14 protein-coding genes are annotated in these 18248 nt (G+C 71.2%); 8 read left to right on the top strand and 6 right to left on the bottom strand.

The annotated features are described in order from the left end of the window. Positions 1-324: 324 nt before the first annotated feature. The 6 genes from ACZ4VA_RS18545 (at position 325) to ACZ4VA_RS18520 (ending at position 6274) form a co-directional block, all read left to right on the top strand. Positions 325-1440 (top strand): TraR/DksA C4-type zinc finger protein, encoded by a 1116-nt coding sequence (locus ACZ4VA_RS18545; RefSeq protein WP_356170225.1) that lies wholly within the window; start codon positions 325-327, stop codon positions 1438-1440. 192 nt (positions 1441-1632) lie between these two features. Beyond that, positions 1633-2259: a signal peptidase II gene (lspA, locus tag ACZ4VA_RS18540; RefSeq protein WP_356170228.1), complete on the top strand. Its 627-nt coding sequence runs from the start codon at positions 1633-1635 to the stop codon at positions 2257-2259. 72 nt (positions 2260-2331) lie between these two features. Continuing rightward, the gene (locus tag ACZ4VA_RS18535; RefSeq protein WP_355794106.1) at positions 2332-3276 is read left to right on the top strand and encodes an RluA family pseudouridine synthase; all 945 of its coding nucleotides are present in this window, start codon (positions 2332-2334) and stop codon (positions 3274-3276) included. Then, complete coding sequence (locus ACZ4VA_RS18530; RefSeq protein ID WP_355794107.1) at positions 3273-3743, top strand: GNAT family N-acetyltransferase; 471 nt, start codon at positions 3273-3275, stop codon at positions 3741-3743. Before ACZ4VA_RS18535 ends, ACZ4VA_RS18530 begins: the two co-directional genes overlap by 4 nt. 136 nt (positions 3744-3879) lie before the next feature. Then, positions 3880-5466 carry a Na+/H+ antiporter gene (locus ACZ4VA_RS18525; RefSeq protein WP_356170232.1) on the top strand — a complete coding sequence of 529 codons (1587 nt, stop codon included), beginning with the start codon at positions 3880-3882 and terminating at the stop codon, positions 5464-5466. 70 nt (positions 5467-5536) lie between these two features. Further along, positions 5537-6274, top strand: a complete 738-nt coding sequence (locus ACZ4VA_RS18520) for an SDR family NAD(P)-dependent oxidoreductase (protein WP_468082045.1) — start codon at positions 5537-5539, stop codon at positions 6272-6274. A gap of 102 nt (positions 6275-6376) precedes the next feature. On the opposite strand, the gene ACZ4VA_RS18515 is transcribed toward ACZ4VA_RS18520, so the two are convergent. After that, positions 6377-7489 (bottom strand): mechanosensitive ion channel family protein, encoded by a 1113-nt coding sequence (locus tag ACZ4VA_RS18515; RefSeq protein ID WP_356170238.1) that lies wholly within the window; start codon positions 7487-7489, stop codon positions 6377-6379. 105 nt (positions 7490-7594) lie between these two features. Here ACZ4VA_RS18515 and ACZ4VA_RS18510 point away from each other — a divergent pair, with 105 nt between their 5' ends. Beyond that, positions 7595-8164: a dienelactone hydrolase family protein gene (locus ACZ4VA_RS18510; RefSeq protein WP_355790115.1), complete on the top strand. Its 570-nt coding sequence runs from the start codon at positions 7595-7597 to the stop codon at positions 8162-8164. 30 nt (positions 8165-8194) lie between these two features. Here ACZ4VA_RS18510 and ACZ4VA_RS18505 read toward each other — a convergent pair whose 3' ends face one another. The 5 genes from ACZ4VA_RS18505 to ACZ4VA_RS18485 all read right to left on the bottom strand — a co-directional run bounded on the left by ACZ4VA_RS18505 (position 8195) and on the right by ACZ4VA_RS18485 (position 14355). Further along, entirely contained in the window at positions 8195-9181 is a 987-nt protein-coding gene (locus ACZ4VA_RS18505; protein ID WP_355790118.1) for a zinc metalloprotease, read from the bottom strand. 315 nt (positions 9182-9496) lie between these two features. Next, positions 9497-11179: an alkaline phosphatase D family protein gene (locus ACZ4VA_RS18500; protein WP_356170242.1), complete on the bottom strand. Its 1683-nt coding sequence runs from the start codon at positions 11177-11179 to the stop codon at positions 9497-9499. A gap of 126 nt (positions 11180-11305) precedes the next feature. Further along, positions 11306-12118, bottom strand: coding sequence for a thioredoxin domain-containing protein (locus ACZ4VA_RS18495; RefSeq protein WP_388905459.1), 813 nt, complete (start codon positions 12116-12118; stop codon positions 11306-11308). Between the two features lie 89 nt (positions 12119-12207). Continuing rightward, on the bottom strand, positions 12208-12894 hold the full coding sequence (locus ACZ4VA_RS18490) for a hypothetical protein (RefSeq protein ID WP_468082041.1): 687 nt from the start codon (positions 12892-12894) through the stop codon (positions 12208-12210). Positions 12895-13026: 132 nt separating this feature from the next. Continuing rightward, positions 13027-14355 (bottom strand): DUF2252 domain-containing protein, encoded by a 1329-nt coding sequence (locus ACZ4VA_RS18485; RefSeq protein ID WP_355785878.1) that lies wholly within the window; start codon positions 14353-14355, stop codon positions 13027-13029. Between the two features lie 246 nt (positions 14356-14601). On the opposite strand from ACZ4VA_RS18485, the gene dnaE reads away from it, so the two are divergent. After that, on the top strand, positions 14602-18141 hold the full coding sequence (gene dnaE, locus ACZ4VA_RS18480; RefSeq protein ID WP_355785881.1) for a DNA polymerase III subunit alpha: 3540 nt from the start codon (positions 14602-14604) through the stop codon (positions 18139-18141). Positions 18142-18248 lie beyond the last annotated feature (107 nt).

Raw genomic sequence — 18248 nt, 5'->3', positions numbered from 1 at the left:
CCATCCACGCTTCTCGCTCCGCCCAGTGTACGGCGCCCCGGGGACCGCGGCCGACCGGTTTCCCGGGGTCCCCGGCGGGCGCCCGCCGGCACCGCGCCGGCCTGCGGGCTGACCCGAATGGCGCGGTCCCCGGGTCCGGATCGCGGGACGCCGTACTCGGCGGATTACCCGGCGGGGAGCTGGGCACAACGCTTGCAGGCTCGCCGCGCGACACGCGTGGGGCGGGCGAATCGTTGGCGTGCCCCGTTGCCGCGGGCCTGAAGTCGATTTATCGTCCCAGCACGATTCGCGAGCAAGATCACAATATGTGAAGGGGCCGCGGCCATGGTGGCGAAAAAGACCGCCGTACAGCAGTCGGCGTCCGGCAGATCCACGGGTCCGGCGGCCAAGGACATGGAGGGCGGGAAGCAGACCGGGGGGCGGGCCCGGGGGACCACGGCGTCGGCCGCGCGACCGGCTTCCGCGAAGATCTCCGCCGAGGACGCCCCCGCCGGGGAGGCGCCCGGCGCGAAGACGGCGGCCGGGAGGAAGCGGGCCGCCGGGACGGCGGGCGGGAAGACGTCGGCCGCGCGGAAGGTTGCCGGGAAGGCGTCCGCCGCGAAGACGGCCGGCGGGAAGTCCGCCGCCGGGAAGGACGCGGGCGCGGCACGGACCGCCGGGCCCGAGGCGGCTCCGGCGGAGGCGGCGGAAGGCGGCAGGACGGCGCGGGCGAAGACGCCGGCGAAGAAGGCCCCGGCCAGGAAGGCGCGGGCGGCCGGGGGCGGGAGCGGCGCGGAGCACGAGGCGGACGGGCGGGGCCCGGCGAAGGACGCCGCGACGCCGGGCGCCGGGAACAACGGCACCACCAGGAGGGCCGGCGCGAGGAGCGCGGCCGGCAGGAGCAGCACAACCGACAAGGCGGCCGCCTCCGCGGCCGAGGGCGCGGCCGAGGCCGCGAAGAAGACGGGAGCCACGACGGTGGTTGCGAAGAAGACCCCTGGCACGGCCACGGCGGCGAAGAATCCCAGCGCGGTTCCCAAGGCGCGGCTCGCGGCGGCGGAACCCGGCGAGCTCGCGGTGCGCCCGGGCGAGGACCCCTGGACTCCCGAGGAGGTCGAGGAGGCACGCGCGGAGCTGGCGTCCGAGGCGGTCCGGCTGGGCGCCGAGATCACCGCCTCCGAGGAGGCACTGGCCGGCCTGATGCGGGACTCCGGTGACGGCGCCGGCGACGACGAGGCCGACACCGGCACCAAGAACATCACCCGCGAGCACGAGATGTCCCTCGCGGCCAACGCGCGCGAGATGCTCGACCAGACCGAGCGTGCCCTGCTCCGCCTCGAAGCGGGCACGTACGGCCTGTGCGAGAACTGCGGCGAGCCCATCGGGAAGGCCCGTATGCAGGCCTTCCCGCGCGCCACCCTGTGCGTGGAGTGCAAGCAGAAGCAGGAGCGCCGTTACTGACCGGCCGGTGACGGGTTCCCGGCGCCGCGTCCGGCGCGCGCCGCCGGGTCGCTCGGGGCCGGCCACGGACCGGGCCCCGGGCCGGTCCCGGATCGGCCGCCGCCGGGGCCTCAGGGGCCTCCTGAGCACGTGGCCGCCGGGGCCCGTGCCGTACTCTCGTCCTCAGTCAGGCACCTAGGTTGAGGGACTCACGTGGCAGAGGCGGAGCGCATCATCGGTACGCCGGAAACCCCAGACGCGTCGGGGGCCGAGCCGGACCAGCCCGAAGGGGACACGGCGCCGGCCGAGCGCCCGGGCTCCGAGGGGCCGTCGGACGCGCCCGCGCGACCCAGGGGCGGGCGGCGCATCGCCGTGCTGTTCACGGTCGCCGCGCTGGCCTACGCCCTCGACCTCGTGAGCAAGATGCTCGTGGTGGCGAAGCTGGAGCACCACGCGCCGATCGAGATCGTCGGGGACTGGCTCAGGTTCGAGGCGATCCGCAACGCGGGCGCGGCCTTCGGCTTCGGTGAGGCCTTCACCATCATCTTCACCGTGATCGCGGCCGCCGTGATCGTGGTCATCGCCCGGCTCGCGCGCAAGCTCTACAGCCTGCCGTGGGCGATCGCGCTCGGCCTGCTGCTGGGCGGCGCGCTGGGCAACCTGACCGACCGGATCTTCCGGGCGCCCGGCGTCTTCGAGGGCGCGGTCGTCGACTTCATCGCCCCCAAGCACTTCGCCGTCTTCAACCTCGCGGACTCGGCGATCGTCTGCGGCGGCATCCTGATCGTGCTGCTGTCCTTCCGCGGGCTGGACCCGGACGGCACCGTCCACAAGGACTGACGGCCCCGTTCACGGGCACTGGCGTTCGGGTTCTGGTCAGGGGGTGCCGGGCCCGTCCGGCATACTCGACGGGTGAGCACGATTCCCGAGATCCGTACCCTGCCCGTGCCGGACGGCCTGGAGGGCGAGCGTGTCGACGCCGCCATCTCCCGCATGTTCGGCTTCTCCCGTACGAAGGCGGCCGAGCTGGCCGCGGCAGGCAAGGTGCTGGTCGACGGCACGGTGGTCGGCAAGTCCGAACGGGTGCACGGCGGCGCCTGGCTCGAGGTGGAGATGCCGCAGGCGCCCGCACCCGTGCAGGTCGTCGCCGAGCCCGTCGAGGGCATGGAGATCGTGCACGACGACGACGACGTGCTCGTGATCGTCAAGCCCGTCGGTGTGGCCGCCCACCCCAGCCCCGGCTGGTCCGGGCCGACCGTGATCGGCGGCCTGGCCGCCGCCGGGTACCGGATCTCGACCTCGGGCGCCGCCGAGCGCCAGGGCATCGTGCACCGGCTCGACGTGGGCACCTCGGGCCTGATGGTGGTCGCCAAGTCGGAGTACGCGTACACCTCGCTCAAGCGCCAGTTCAAGGAGCGCACGGTCGACAAGCGCTACCACACGCTGGTCCAGGGCCACCCGGACCCGACGAGCGGCACCATCGACGCCCCCATCGGACGGCACCCGAACCACGACTACAAGTGGGCGGTGACCGCCGAGGGCAAGCCCTCCGTCACGCACTACGACCTGGTGGAGGCGTTCCGCGCGGCGTCGCTCCTCGACGTCAAGCTGGAGACCGGCCGCACCCACCAGATCCGCGTCCACATGGCCGCCCACCGCCACCCCTGCGTCGGCGACCTGACCTACGGCGCGGACCCGACCCTCGCCAAGCGCCTCGGGCTCACCCGGCAGTGGCTGCACGCCGTGCGCCTCGGCTTCGAGCACCCCGGCGACGGCCAGTGGGTGGAGTTCGGGAGCGAGTACCCGCAGGACCTCCAGCAGGCGCTGGACAAGGTGCGTGAGGAAAGCAACGCATGAGCGAGGGCTACGTGCTGCGCGTCGCCGAGGACACCGCCGACCGTGAGGCGTGCTTCGCGGTCCGCAAGGAGGTCTTCGTCGTCGAGCAGGGAGTCCCCCAGGACGTGGAGTACGACGCGTACGACGCGGGCGGCGCCCTGCACGTGCTCGCGGTGCGCGACGACGGTGTGCCGCTGGGCACCGGGCGGCTCCTGTACGGCGAGGAGGCCGCGGCCAGGACCGGCGGCGACCCGGCCGTCGGATCCCTCGGCCGCCTCGCGGTGAAGCGGGAGGCGCGCGGACTCGGTGTCGGTGCCGCGCTGGTGCGCGCCATCGAGGACGCGGCACGCGGGCGTGGACTGGCCGCGGTGGACCTGCACGCGCAGACCCATGCCCTCGGGTTCTACGAGCGGCTCGGCTACGTGGCGTACGGCCCGGAGTTCCCCGACGCGGGAATTCCGCACCGGTCGATGCGGCGGTCCCTGTAGCGCGGGGCGCTCGTCCGGTCCTGCCGGTGGCGTGCGGCGCTCCCGGGGGCCCGCCGTCGCGGCGTTCGGATTCGGCGCGTGGCACGCTGGACGTCTGGCAGTTCTTGATCGTCTAGACCGTCGGAGCGCTGAGACCGTGGATCAGTTGGCCCTGCTGTTCGTGCTGCTGCTCGGGGCCGTCGTGAGTGTCCCGGTCGGTGACCGGTTCAGGCTGCCCGCCCCGGTCCTGATGACACTCCTCGGGATCGTGCTGGCCCTGCTGGACTTCGTCCCGAACGTGGACATCCCGCCGGACCTGATCCTGCCCGCCCTGCTGCCGCCCCTGCTGTACGCGGCCGTGCGGCGGACCTCGTGGAGACAGTTCGCGGCCAACAAGCGGCCGATCTTCCTGCTCGCCGTCGCGCTCGTCTTCGTCACGACGGCGGTGGTGGCGGCCGTCGCCGGCGCGATCGTGCCGGGTCTGCCGGTCGCCGCCGCCGTCGCGCTCGGCGCCCTGGTCGCGCCGCCCGACCCGGTGGCGGCGACCGCCGTCGCGGGACAGCTCGGGCTGCCCCGCCGGCTGGTGTCGATCCTGGAGGGCGAGGGCCTGTTCAACGACGTGACGGCCATCGTGCTCTACCACGTCGCCATCGCCGCCGCCGTCAGCGGGACGTTCTCCCTGCCGGGCGCCGCCCTCGACTTCCTGCTGTCCGCCGTCGTCGCCCTCGTCATCGGCGTCGCGCTGGGCTGGGGCGCCAACAAACTCATGGACCTGCTCGGCGACCCCACCCTGCAGATCGGCCTGACCCTGCTGGTGCCGTACGCCTCCTACGTCCTCGCGGAGGAACTCCACGGCTCCGGGGTGCTGGCCGTGCTGACCACGGCGCTCTTCCTGGCCGAGTACTCCACCGACGCCGACGACGTGATGACGAGGCTCGCCGGGCACACCTTCTGGGACGTGGTGGACACCCTGGTCACCGGCGTCGCCTTCGGGCTCATCGGGCTGGAGCTGCACAACGCCATCAGGACCGCCGAGGGGCACTGGGGCGAGATGCTCGGCTGGGCCGGGGCCGTCGTCCTCGTGGTCGTCCTCGTCCGGCTGGCCTGGCTGCTGCCGGCGACCTGGCTGACCCAGCGCCTGCACGCGAAGCGGGACTACGACGAGGACATCCCGACCTCCTGGCGCGAGACCGTGGTGATGTGGTGGGCGGGGATGCGGGGCGTGGCCTCGGTGGCCCTGGCGCTGGCGATCCCGCTGAAGATGGACGACGGCTCGCCGTTCCCGAACCGGGACGAGATCATCTTCATCGCCTTCGGGGTGATCATGGCGACGCTCGTCCTCCAGGGCCTCACCCTCCCGTTCCTGGTCAGGAAGCTCGGCGTGCGCCCCGACGTCGACAGTGAGAAGGAGTTCGAGAAGGGCCTGGCGATCCGCGCGGCCAAGGCCGCCAAGCGCAGGCTGAAGGAGATCGAGGAGGTGGAGGAACTGCCGGAGGAGCTGTCCGAGCAGTTGCTGCGCCGGGCCTTCGACATCGGGCTGCGGATCAGCCCCGAGCTGGGCGACGACGAGCGGCGCGAGGCGCACGAGCAGCGGGCCCGGCGGATCAGGCGGGTCCGGCGCATCCAGGCGGAGATGATGAGCGCGGCCCGGCACGAGGTGCTCTCCGCGCGCAGCGAACCGGGGGCGGACCCGGAGATCGTGGACCGGGTGCTGCGCCATCTGGACGTGCGCAGTCTGCGCTGACGCTGTTCCGGCGCGCGGCCGGCGGCCGCGGGACCGGCGCGCGCCCCAACGGCCTTTGTACGATCGGCGCATGGCACGCAACGTGGTGATCAGCGGCGGCGGTAAGGGGATCGGGCTGGCGGCGGCGCAGGCGTTCGCAGCGGACGGGGACCGGGTCCTGCTGCTCGGCCGCCGGGGCGACGTGCTGGAGCGGGCGGCCGTACCCGGGGCGCTGGCCTTCGCGGCGGACCTCAGCGACCCCGAGGACGTACGCGAGGCCGCCGCCTTCGTCGCGTCCGAACTCGGCACCGTGGACGTGCTGGTGCACAGCGCCGGCGGCAACGGCAGCCGCGAGACGGCGCCCGACGAGGACCCGCTGGAGGCGCTCGCGCGCACCTGGAGCGTCAACTTCCGGCTCAACACCCTGACCGCCGCGCTGCTGACCGAGGCGCTGCGGGACCGGCTCGCCTCGCCCGGCGGGAGGGTGCTCTTCCTGAGCTCCATCGCCGCCTACCGGGGGTCGGGCGCCGCGGCGTACGCGGCGTCCAAGGCGGCGCTGCATCCGTACGCGTTCGCCCTGGCCAGGGAGCTGGGACCGCGCGGCGTCACGGTCAACGTGGTGGCGCCCGGCTACGTGGAGGACACCGAGTTCTTCGGCACCGGTCTCGACGCGGAGCGGCGGGCGCGGCTCGTGGCGGAGACCTCGACGGGCCGCGTGGGTACGCCCGGTGACGTCGCGTCGACCCTGCACTGGCTGGCGTCGCCGGCCGCCGGGCACGTGACCGCCCAGGTGATCCAGGTCAACGGCGGGGCGGAACGCGGCCACTGAGCGGCACCCGGCGGATGTGCGGCGGGGCCCGGCGGCCACCTCACGTGGTCGCCGGGCCCCGCCGTTTCGCATTCCCGCGGGCGTCCGCCTCGCGGCGTGGGTTCAGCCGCGTCCGGTGCGCGGTGTCTCGTGGACGCGCCGGGGCGCGCCGTCGAAGGGCGAGCGGCCGTTGCGGCGGCTCGGCAGCAGCACGGCGTCGGCGGTGTTGACCCGGGGCAGCGCGTACGGGTGCTCCTGCGTCAGCCAGCGGATCATCTGCTCGCGCACCGTGACCCGTACGGTCCAGATGTCGTCCGCGTCCTTCGCGGTCGCCAGGGCGCGGACCTGCAGGGTGCTGGGCGTGGTGTCGGTCACCGCGAGGCCCCAGTCACGGCCGTCCCAGGCGGGGCACTCCCGCAGGATGTCGCGCAGCTTCTCGCGCATCAGCGGCACGGGAGCGGTGTGGTCGAGGTGGAAGAAGACGATGCCGGTCATCTGGGAGCTGCCGCGCGACCAGTTCTCGAACGGCTTCGACGTGAAGTACGACACGGGCATCGTGATCCGGCGCTCGTCCCAGGTCCGTACCGTCAGGAACGTGAGCGTGATCTCGTCGACCACGCCCCACTCGCCGTCCACCACGACCGTGTCACCGAGGCGGACCATGTCGCCGAAGGCGATCTGCAGACCGGCGAAGAGGTTGCTGAGGGTGGACTGGGCGGCGACACCGGCGACGATGCCGAGGATGCCCGCAGAGGCCAGCAGCGAGGCGCCGGCCGCCCGCATCGCCGGGAACGTGAGCAGCATCGCGCTGACCGCCATCACCCCGACGATCGCGGTGACCACCCGCTGGATCAGCGACACCTGCGTGCGCACCCGGCGGACCCGGGCGGGGTCGCGGTGGGCGTTGGCGTAGCGCGAGTACGAGGTCTGGACGATCGCCGCGGCGATGCGCACCACCAGCCAGGCGGTCGCACCGATGAGGACCAGGGTCAGGGCGCGGCCTATGCCGACGCGGTGGTCCCGGAACAGCGACACCTCGTCGTAGGCCCCTCTGAGCAGGGCGGAGCACAGGACGAGCTGGAAGGGGACACGGCCGCGGCGCAGCAGGCCCCACATCGGGGTCTCGTGGTGGCGGGCGTCGGTTCGTCGCAACAACTGGTCGACGGCCCAGCCGACGACCAGAGTGAGGACGACCGAGCCGCCGACGACGATCAGCGGGCGCAGTACGTTCTCCATGCCTGCGCGCCTAACCGGGACGGGCCCACCTCAACCTGTGATCTATGTCCGGTTCCGGGTACGGGCCGGTCCGTCACTGTGGGTGCGGGCTGGCACCATGGCCTCATGAACATCATGCTCTTTCACTCGGCCTACGGGCTGCGCCCCGCGGTGCGAGCGGCGGCGGAGCGGCTGCGCGCGGCGGGACACGAGGTGTGGACCCCCGATCTCTTCGAGGGCCGGACCTTCGAGACCGTCGAGGAGGGCATGGCCTTCAAGGACGGGATCGGCAAGGACGAGCTGCTCAAGCGCGCGATCCTGGCCGCCGCGCCCTACTCGGAGCGGGGACTGGTGTACGCGGGCTTCTCCTTCGGCGCCTCGGTCGCGCAGACCCTGGCCCTCGGCGACGACAAGGCCCGCGGGCTGCTGCTCCTGCACGGCACCTCGGACATCGCGGAGAGCGCCTCGGTCGACGAGCTGCCGGTCCAGCTGCACGTCGCCGAGCCCGACGCCTTCGAGACGGACGACTGGCTCAGCGCCTGGTACCTCCAGATGCAGCGCACCGGCGCCGACGTCGAGATCTACCGCTACGCCGGCGCCGGGCACCTCTACACCGACCCGGACCTGCCGGACTTCGACGCGGAGGCGGCCGAGGCCACCTGGCGGGTGGCGCTCGGCTTCCTCGACTCGCTCTAGGGTCGTGTCCGGTTCAGGGGGCTACGCGGCTCAGCCGGCGGCCCGGTACGCGGCCCAGCTCTGCTGCATGCGCGTCACCTGGCCGGCGGTGAACTGGTACATGCACGCGTCGTACGTGTAGTCCATGAAGTTGTGGATCGGGTCGACGCCCGTCTTGTTGGTGCAGGTGTCGCGTCCGGTCGGGCACTCGAACGCGGCGCTCTTCTCGGCCGGGGTGTCGGTGACGTAGTCGCCGTTGCCGTTGCAGCCGCCCTGGAAGGTGTGGTACAGCCCCATCCAGTGGCCGACCTCGTGCGTGGCGGTGTCGCCCTCGTCGTAGTTGGTGGCCGAGCCGCCGGGCAGCGACGCGTCGAGGACGACGACACCGTCCATGGAGGGGCTGGTCTTGTAGGAGCTGGGGAAGGTGGCCCAGCCGAGCAGCCCGCCGCCGAGGTTGGCGGTGTAGATGTTGAGGGCGTTGGCGCCGCCCTTGCGGAGGGCGGACTTCATCGCCTTCTCCGCGGTCGAGCCCGAACTCAGGTTGTACCAGGACGCGTTGTCCGTGTAGTCGGTTCCGGCCAGCGTGAACTGGTAGCCCGAGTCGGTGTTGCCGGTGCCCTGGCCCGCGTACGCGGCGTTCAGGACGCTGAGCTGGCTGCTGATCTGGGCCGAGCTGAGCTGCCCGGTGGCGCCGTCGTGGATGACGTGGAAGTACACCGGGATGGTGGTCGACGCGGCCGCCGCGGACAGGCTCTGGCCGCTCGCGCGCAGCTTGTCGAGCTTCTTGTGCAGATCGGCGTCCATGGCCTGGGCCTTGGCCTGGGTGAGCTCGTTCGGCTCGGCCCGGTGCTCGCCGGCCTTGGGGCGGGCCTCGCGGGCGAGGGAGCTCACGTCGTCGGCGCAGTCGGCGGCCGGAGTCTTGGCCGCCGCGAGGCCGGTGGGGGCGGAGAGCGGAGCGAGCATGAGGGTTCCGGCCACGACGGCCGTGCCGAGAAGGCGTCTGCGCAGATGGGGGGATATTCGGGCAAGCGCACGCATGCTGACTCCTAGCGGATGCGGTGGGGAGGGCCTTTCTGGCCGCCGCCGGGAGATTACGTGGACATGATGAATCTTGAAGAGAATCCTTTAGGCCCAATCAAACGTCAGGCAAACAAGGGCAATTGGGGGAAGAAATTCGGTCCCCGTCCGAAGTTTGAGATGTAGACGTAATGGGCGCGGTAACCACGGCGGGTGGTGTGTCCGGATTCGGACCGTGCTCGGCACCACCCGCCGTAGTGGCGTGATCTTCCGTTAACAGGGCTCAGCCGTTGCGCAGGTGGCCGAAAGTCGCCCCTCGTACACCTCGCCGTCGCGCTAGCGCACCGGCGCGTACACCCGCTCGATCTTCTGCGTACCGCTGCGCGTGCGGTACGAACGCGCCCAGGACGAGGTCGCGTCCGGGTCCCGGCGGTCGGAGAGCACGTAGTAGTCCATCTGCGCGCGGTCCGCGGTGAGGTCCAGGACGCCGTAGCCGTGGCGGTCCGTGTCGACCCAGTGGACGTGCCGGTTGGCGGCCCGGATCAGCGGCGAGGCCACCGTGGAGACGGTCCCCTCGGGCACCTTCACGATGTCGTCGAGATTGTCCGAGGTGACCGAGGTGACGACGAACTCCGTGGCCGCCGAGGGCGACAGTGGATACGTGCCCGCGTCGACCGGCACGTCGTTGGCCCAGGCCATGTGGATGTCGCCGGTCAGGAAGACGGTGTTGCGGATCGCGTGGGAGCGCAGGTGGGCGAGGATCTCCCGGCGGTCGTCCGTGTACCCGTCCCACTGGTCGGTGTTGAGGGCGATGCCCTCCTGCGGCAGCCCGAGCAGCTTGGCGAGCGGCTTGAGCAGATCGGCGGGCAGGGCGCCCACCGCGAACGGCGAGATCATCACCGAGTTGCCGACCAGCCGCCAGGTGGTGTCCGAGCTCTGCAGACCCGCCTTGAGCCAGTCGAGCTGCGCCCGGCCCGTGAGCGTACGGTCCGGGTCGTCCACCGAACCGCTGCCCGTGGACGCCTGCTGGGAGCGGAAGGAGCGCAGGTCCAGCAGTGAGAGATCGGCCAGCTTGCCGAAGCGCAGCCGGCGGTAGGTGGTGCCCTCGATCGCCGGGCGGACCGGCATCCACTCGAAGTACGCCTGCTTCGCGGCCCGTTGGCGGGCGGACCAGGCGCCCTCGGCGCCCTCGGTGTGGTTCACCGCGCCGCCCGACCACGCGTTGTCGGCGAACTCGTGGTCGTCCCAGATCGCGACGACCGGCGCCGTGTGGTGCAAGGCCTGGAGGTCCGGGTCGGTCTTGTAACGCCCGTGCCGGACGCGGTAGTCGGCCAGGGTGACGATCTCGTGCGCCGGGGCGTGCGGCCGGACGACCGTGCCCCGCGTCGCGTACTCGCCGGACTTGTACTCGTAGATGTAGTCGCCCAGGTGCAGCCAGGCGTCCAGGTCGCCGCGCGCGGCGAGGTGGCGGTACGGCGAGAAGAAACCGGCCTCCCAGTTGGCGCAGGAGACCACGCCGAAGCGCATCCCGGACACGGCGGCGTCGTGGGCCGGGGCGGTGCGGGTGCGGGCGGCGGGCGAGTCGGTGCCGCCGCAGGAGAAGCGGAACCAGTAGTCGGTGGCCGGCGCCAGGCCGCGGATGTCGGCCTTGACCGTGTGGTCGGAGGCGGCCGACGCGGTGGTGGAGCCCTTGGCGACGACGGTGCCGAACGACCGGTCCTCGGCGACGGTCCAGGACACCTCGACGTCGGGGCCGAGCCCTGAACCGGGTATCGCCTCGGACGTGGGCGTCACCCGGGTCCACAGCAGGATCCCGTCGGGCAGCGGATCGCCGGAGGCGACGCCGTGCAGGAAGGCCGGGGTCTCGGCGGCGGCGCGGGCCGGGACTGCGGCGGCGAGCGGAGCGCCGAGGACGGCGGTGGCGGCCGCGGCCTTGACGACCGTACGGCGGCGGGGGGCGCGCAACTCGGCGGCGCCCACGGGGTGTTGCGGCTCGGTGGATCTGTATCGACTGGTCACGGACGATCAGATTACTGACCGGTACGGCGTCTGAGCGGGCGAACCGCGGAAAGTTCGCCCGCTCTTCGGCTGCCGGACCGTCAGGTTTCCGGCCGGCGGCCCCCGGGACCCGCCGGCCGGCGCCCGTCAGCCCTTGAGCGCCTTGTCGATCGCCGTCCGGTACTCGGCCACGGTCATCGGCGCGGTCTTGCCGTCCGAGCCGACCACTGCCTTGCCGTCCATCTTCAGCGTCGGGGTCGCGGAGACCCCGCTCTTGTCGAACGTCTCGGACATGTCGAGCGCCCAGCGGTCGTAGGTGCCGTCCTCGACCGCCTTCCGGAACTCCTTGTTGCCCTTCAGAGCGTCGACCGTGTCCGCGACCTTGATCAGGTAGGCGTCGTCCTTGAACTTGTCGTCCGACTCCTCGGGGTGGTACTTCGCCGAGTAGAGGGCGGTCTTGTACTCCAGGAACGCGTCCGTGCTGACGTTCAGGGCGGCGCCCATGGCGCTCAGGGCGTTCTTCGACCCCTCGCCCTGGGCGTTGTTGTCGATGAACGTGGCCCCGATGTACCGGATCTTGTACTTGCCGTCCGCGACGTCCTTGTCGACGGTCGAGCCGACCGTCTGCTCGAAGCTCGCGCAGATCGGGCAGCGCGGGTCCTCGTACATCTCCAGCGTCTTCGCGGCGTCGCTCTTGCCGATGACGACGGTCGTGCCCTTGGCGCCGGTCGTGTGGGCGGGCTTGACCAGCCTGTCGTCCTTGGCCGCCTCCCAGTAGCCGGGCTTGTTGTTCTGCACGACGGTGTACCCGATGCCGCCGGCTATCGCGAGGACGCCGACGACCGAACAGGCCACGACGACCTGCCGCTTGACCTTGGTGCGCCGGGCCTCGCGCTCGCGCTCCTGGCGCAGCCGCTCACGGGCCGCCATCTTCGACGCCTGGCTGTTCCGCTTGCTCATAGTGGTGATCTCCATGGGGGACGCGCACACGTCGTGCGCGCGACAGGTAGGGGGGACTGCTGGTGCTCGGGATGTTCGCCGGTTCCCGCTCAGGCGGGAAGGGCCGAGCGGGGCGGTCCACGCCGTCCCAGGGAGTGCACGAACAGCAGGGTCCGGGCGGCGCCGGTCCGGCGGACGGGGCGCGCCAGCCGGCGGGCCGGGGCGAGCGGCACGCCGACGGAGGCGACGGCGAGCGACAGCGGCCGGAAGGTGGCGGCGCCGACCGCGCGCAGCAGCTGGGCCAGGGCCCGCTCGCCGCGCCGCAGCCAGGCGGCCGCGAGCAGCCCGACGCCGACGTGGGCGCCGAGGAGCAGCCAGGCGGCGCCCGGGTCGGCGTGCGCCAGCAGGGCCGCCGCGCCGTCGCCGTGCCCGGCGGTCACGCGGGCCAGCGGGGTGCCGACCTCACCGCCGCCGCACAGCACGTCGAGGCCGACGGAGCGCAGCGGGCCGGTGACCGGTCCGCCGGCCCGGCCGTAGCAGACGTGCTGGCCGGTGGTGAACACCGTGTCGGCGGCCAGTTCCAGGGGGATCAGCAGGACCGCGATCCGGCCGAAGCCGCGCTCGCGGCCCGCCAGCGCGTACGCGACGGCGAAGACGGCGCCGGTGATTGCCGCCACGGTGCTCAGGGGCAGCGGAGCCCGGGACAGCAGCACGTGCGACGCGGTCGAGAGCGTCACGACGACTGCCGTGAACAGAGCCGCCCGAAGGGCTCTGAGCTGGGTCCCGGATATGTCCATAGCGCTGGAGAGTGTCCCACGGGCCGCCGTAAGGGCCCCCTAAAGGGTTCCTGTGCGTTACGGGAGCGTTGTACGGCGTCCCGCGCGGCGGCGGCCCGGACCGGCCGCGGGTCCCGCGGCCGGGGCGGAGGGCTACAGGCCGGGGATCCGGCCGTTGCGGAAGAGGTCCACGAAGATCTGGTGGTCGGCACGCGCGCGTGCGCCGTAGTCGTGCGCGAAGTCCACCAGGAGGTCCGCGAAACCGTCCTCGTCGGCGGCGATCGCCGCGTCGATGGCGCGCTCCGTGGAGAACGGCACCAGGTCCGAGTGGCCGCTCTCGTCGTCCGCCGCCGCGTGCATCGTCGCCGTGGCACGCCCGAGGTCCGCGACGACCGCCGCGATCTCCTCCGGGTCGTCGATGTCGCCCCAGTCGAGGTCGACCGCGTACGGCGAGACCTCGGCGACCAGCTGGCCCGCCCCGTCCAGCTCGGTCCAGCCCAGCCACGGGTCGGCGTGCGCCTGAAGGGCGCGCTGCGAGATGACCGTGCGGTGGCCCTCGTGCTGGAAGTAGTCACGGATCGAGGCGTCCGTGATGTGCCGGGACACGGCCGGGGTCTGCGCCTGCTTGATGTAGATCACGACGTCGTTCTCCAGGGCGTCGCTGTTGCCCTCCAGGAGGATGTTGTACGACGGCAGGCCGGCCGAGCCGATGCCGATGCCGCGCCGGCCCACGACGTCCTTCACCCGGTAGGAGTCGGGGCGGGACAGGGAGGACTCCGGGAGCGTCTCCAGGTAGCCGTCGAAGGCGGCGAGCACCTTGTAGCGGGTGGCCGCGTCCAGCTCGACCGAGCCGCCACCCTCGGCGAAGCGGCGCTCGAAGTCGCGGATCTCCGTCATCGAGTCCAGCAGCCCGAAGCGGGTCAGCGAACGCGCCAGGCGCAGGGCGCCCAGCAGCGGGCCCTCGGCGGTGTCCAGCGTGAAGGGGGGCACCTCGTCGCTCTTCGCGCCCGTGGACAGGGCGCGGACGCGCTCGCGGTAGGCGGTGGCGTAGACCCTGACCAGCTCGGTGATCTGCTCGTCGCTCAGCGCCTTCGCGTAGCCGATCAGCGCCACGGAGGCGGCGAAGCGCTTGAGGTCCCAGGTGAAGGGTCCGACGTAGGCCTCGTCGAAGTCGTTCACGTTGAAGATCAGGCGGCCCTGGGCGTCCATGTACGTGCCGAAGTTCTCGGCGTGCAGGTCGCCGTGGATCCACACCCGCGAGGTGCGGTCGTCCAGGTACGGGCCGCCCCGCTTCTCCGCGTCCAGGTCGTGGTAGAAGAGGCAGGCCGTGCCCCGGTAGAACGCGAAGGCGCTGGCCGCCATCTTGCGGAACTTCACGCGGAACGCGGCCGGGTCGGCGGCCAGGAGCTCGCCGAAGGCGGTGTCGAAGACGGCGAGGATCTGCTCGCCGCGTTGCTCGGCGCTGAGCTGCGGGACCGACATCGCTGGGTGCCTCCTGGTGCAGGTGATGCGTGACATGGGGGACGGTCGCGCCGCCCTCTGGGGGACGGACGGCCCCGTCCACTTCCAACGGACGAAGGTACGCGGGAGTGCCCGCGTCCCCCGCACGAAGGTACGGGGGAGAGCCCCCGGAGTGTCAGTGCCGAGGCATAGACTTCGACGCTGTCCCCCCAGACTGTCCGCAGCCTGTCGACGAGTGTTCTTCTGTTCTTCCTGGAGGCCGAAGCCGTGTCAAAGCCGCCGTTCACGCACCTGCACGTCCACACCCAGTACTCGCTGCTGGACGGTGCCGCGCGGCTCAAGGACATGTTCGCCGCCTGCAACGAGATGGGCATGACGCACATCGCGATGAGCGACCACGGCAACCTCCACGGGGCCTACGACTTCTTCCACACGGCGCAGAAGGCGGGCGTCACCCCGATCATCGGCATCGAGGCGTACGTCGCCCCGGAGTCCCGGCGCAACAAGCGCAAGATCCAGTGGGGCCAGCCCCACCAGAAGCGCGACGACGTGTCCGGTTCGGGTGGTTACACGCACAAGACGATCTGGGCGGCGAACAAGACGGGCCTGCACAACCTCTTCAGGCTCTCCTCGGACGCGTACGCCGAGGGCTGGCTGCAGAAGTGGCCGCGCATGGACAAGGAGACCATCTCCCAGTGGTCCGAGGGGCTCATCGCGTCCACCGGCTGCCCGTCCGGCGAGCTGCAGACCCGGCTGCGCCTCGGCCAGTTCGACGAGGCACTGAAGTCGGCCGCCGAGTACCAGGAGATCTTCGGCAAGGACCGCTACTTCCTGGAGCTGATGGACCACGGCATCGAGATCGAGCGCCGGGTCCGTGACGGCCTGCTGGAGATCGGCCGCAAGCTCGGCATCCCGCCCCTGGTCACCAACGACTCGCACTACACGTACGCGCACGAGGCGACCGCCCACGACGCGCTGCTGTGCATCCAGACCGGCAAGAACCTCTCGGACCCCGACCGCTTCCGCTTCGACGGCACCGGCTACTACCTGAAGTCCACGGACGAGATGTACGCCATCGACTCCTCGGACGCCTGGCAGGAGGGCTGCGCCAACACCCTCCTGGTCGCCGAACAGATCGACACCAGCGGCATGTTCGAGGCCAAGAACCTCATGCCGAAGTTCGACATCCCGGAGGGCTACACCGAGGTCACCTGGTTCCAGGAGGAGGTCCGGGTCGGCATGAACCGCCGCTACCCGGGCGGGGTGCCCGAGGACCGCCAGAAGCAGGCGGAGTACGAGATGGACGTCATCATCCAGATGGGGTTCCCGGGGTACTTCCTCGTCGTCGCCGACTTCATCATGTGGGCCAAGAAGAACGGCATCGCGGTCGGCCCCGGCCGAGGCTCCGCGGCCGGCTCGATCGTCGCCTACGCCATGGGCATCACCGACCTCGACCCGATCGAGCACGGGCTGATCTTCGAGCGGTTCCTCAACCCCGAGCGCGTCTCCATGCCCGACGTCGACATCGACTTCGACGAGCGCAGGCGCGTCGAGGTGATCAGGTACGTGACCGAGAAGTACGGCGCCGACAAGGTCGCCATGATCGGCACGTACGGCAAGATCAAGGCGAAGAACGCCATCAAGGACTCCGCGCGCGTGCTGGGCTACCCGTACGCGATGGGCGACCGGCTCACCAAGGCCATGCCCGCCGACGTCCTCGGCAAGGGCATCGACCTGAACGGCATCACCGACCCCTCGCACCCGCGGTACAACGAGGCCGGCGAGATCCGCGCGATGTACGAGAACGAGCCGGACGTCAAGAAGGTCATCGACACCGCCAAGGGCGTCGAGGGACTGGTCCGGCAGATGGGCGTGCACGCGGCCGGCGTGATCATGTCCAGCGAGCCCATCGTGGACCACGCCCCGATCTGGGTGCGGCACACCGACGGCGTCACCATCACGCAGTGGGACTACCCCCAGTGCGAGTCGCTCGGCCTGCTCAAGATGGACTTCCTGGGCCTGCGCAACCTGACCATCATGGACGACGCCGTCAAGATGGTGGAGGCCAACAAGGGCGTCAAGCTGGAGCTCCTCGAGGTCCCGCTGGACGACCCCAAGACCTACGAGATGCTCTGCCGCGGCGACACCCTCGGCGTGTTCCAGTTCGACGGCGGCCCGATGCGCTCGCTGCTGCGCCAGATGCAGCCCGACAACTTCGAGGACATCTCCGCCGTCTCGGCCCTGTACCGGCCCGGCCCGATGGGCATGAACTCGCACATCAACTACGCCGAGCGCAAGAACGGGCGCCAGGAGATCACCCCGATCCACCCGGAGCTCGAAGAGCCCCTGAAGGAGACGCTGGGCCTGACCTACGGCCTCATCGTCTACCAGGAGCAGGTGCAGAAGGCCGCCCAGATCATCGCCGGGTACTCGCTCGGCGAGGCCGACATCCTGCGCCGCGTGATGGGCAAGAAGAAGCCCGAGGAACTGGCGAAGAACTTCACGATCTTCCAGGCCGGCGCCAAGAAGAACGGCTTCTCGGACGAGGCGATCCAGGCCCTGTGGGACGTCCTGGTGCCCTTCGCCGGCTACGCGTTCAACAAGGCGCACTCCTCCGCGTACGGCCTGGTCACCTACTGGACCGCCTTCCTCAAGGCCAACTACCCGGCCGAGTACATGGCGGCCCTGCTGACCTCGGTGAAGGACGACAAGGACAAGTCGGCCGTCTACCTGAACGAGTGCCGGCGCATGGGCATCAAGGTCCTGCCGCCCAACGTGAACGAGTCCGAGCACAACTTCGCCGCCCAGGGCGACGACGTGATCCTCTTCGGCCTCTCCGCCGTCCGCAACGTCGGCACGAACGTGGTCGAGGCGATCATCCGCGGCCGCAAGGCCAAGGGGAAGTACACGTCCTTCCCCGACTACCTCGACAAGGTCGAGGCGGTCGCCTGCAACAAGCGCACCACCGAGTCGCTGATCAAGGCGGGCGCGTTCGACACGATGGGGCACACCCGCAAGGGCCTCACCGCGCAGTACGAACCGATGATCGACAACGTGGTGCAGGTCAAGCGCAAGGAGGCCGAGGGGCAGTTCGACCTCTTCGGCGGGATGGGCGACGACGCCGCGGACGAGCCGGGCTTCGGACTCGACGTCGAGTTCACGACCGACGAGTGGGACAAGACCTATCTCCTCGCCCAGGAGCGGGAGATGCTCGGCCTCTACGTCTCCGACCACCCGCTCTTCGGACTGGAGCACGTCCTGTCCGACAAGGCGGACGCGGGCATCTCCCAGCTCACCGGCGGCGAGCACGCGGACGGCGCCGTGGTGACCATCGGCGGCATCATCTCCGGTCTCCAGCGCAAGATGACCAAGCAGGGCAACGCCTGGGCCATCGCGACGGTGGAGGACCTCGCGGGCTCCATCGAGTGCATGTTCTTCCCGGCGACGTACCAGCTGGTGTCGACCCAACTGGTCGAGGACGCCGTGGTGTTCGTCAAGGGACGCCTCGACAAGCGCGAGGACGTGCCGCGGCTCGTCGCGATGGAGCTGATGGTCCCCGACCTGTCGAACGCGGGCACCAACGCGCCCGTCATCCTGACCATCCCGGCCGTGAAGGTCACCCCGCCCATGGTCAGCCGGCTCGGCGAGATCCTCAGTCACCACAAGGGCGACAGCGAGGTCCGCATCAAGCTCCAGGGCCCCCGCAAGACGACCGTGCTGCGGCTCGACCGGCACCGGGTGAAGCCCGATCCCGCCCTGTTCGGCGACCTGAAGGTGCTGCTCGGACCGTCCTGCCTGGCCGGCTGACCCACCGGGGGGCGGCGCCGCGAGAGGCGGCGGGACGGACGCGGCGAGGGGCGCACCCACAGGCGGGTGCGCCCCTCGATGTGTGCTCGGGCTTCAACAGCCCCGGC

Source organism: Streptomyces sp. NPDC028308 (genome assembly GCF_055565855.1).
Note: the sequence above shows the minus strand (reverse complement) of the source record. Positions and strands in the feature narration are given on the sequence as shown.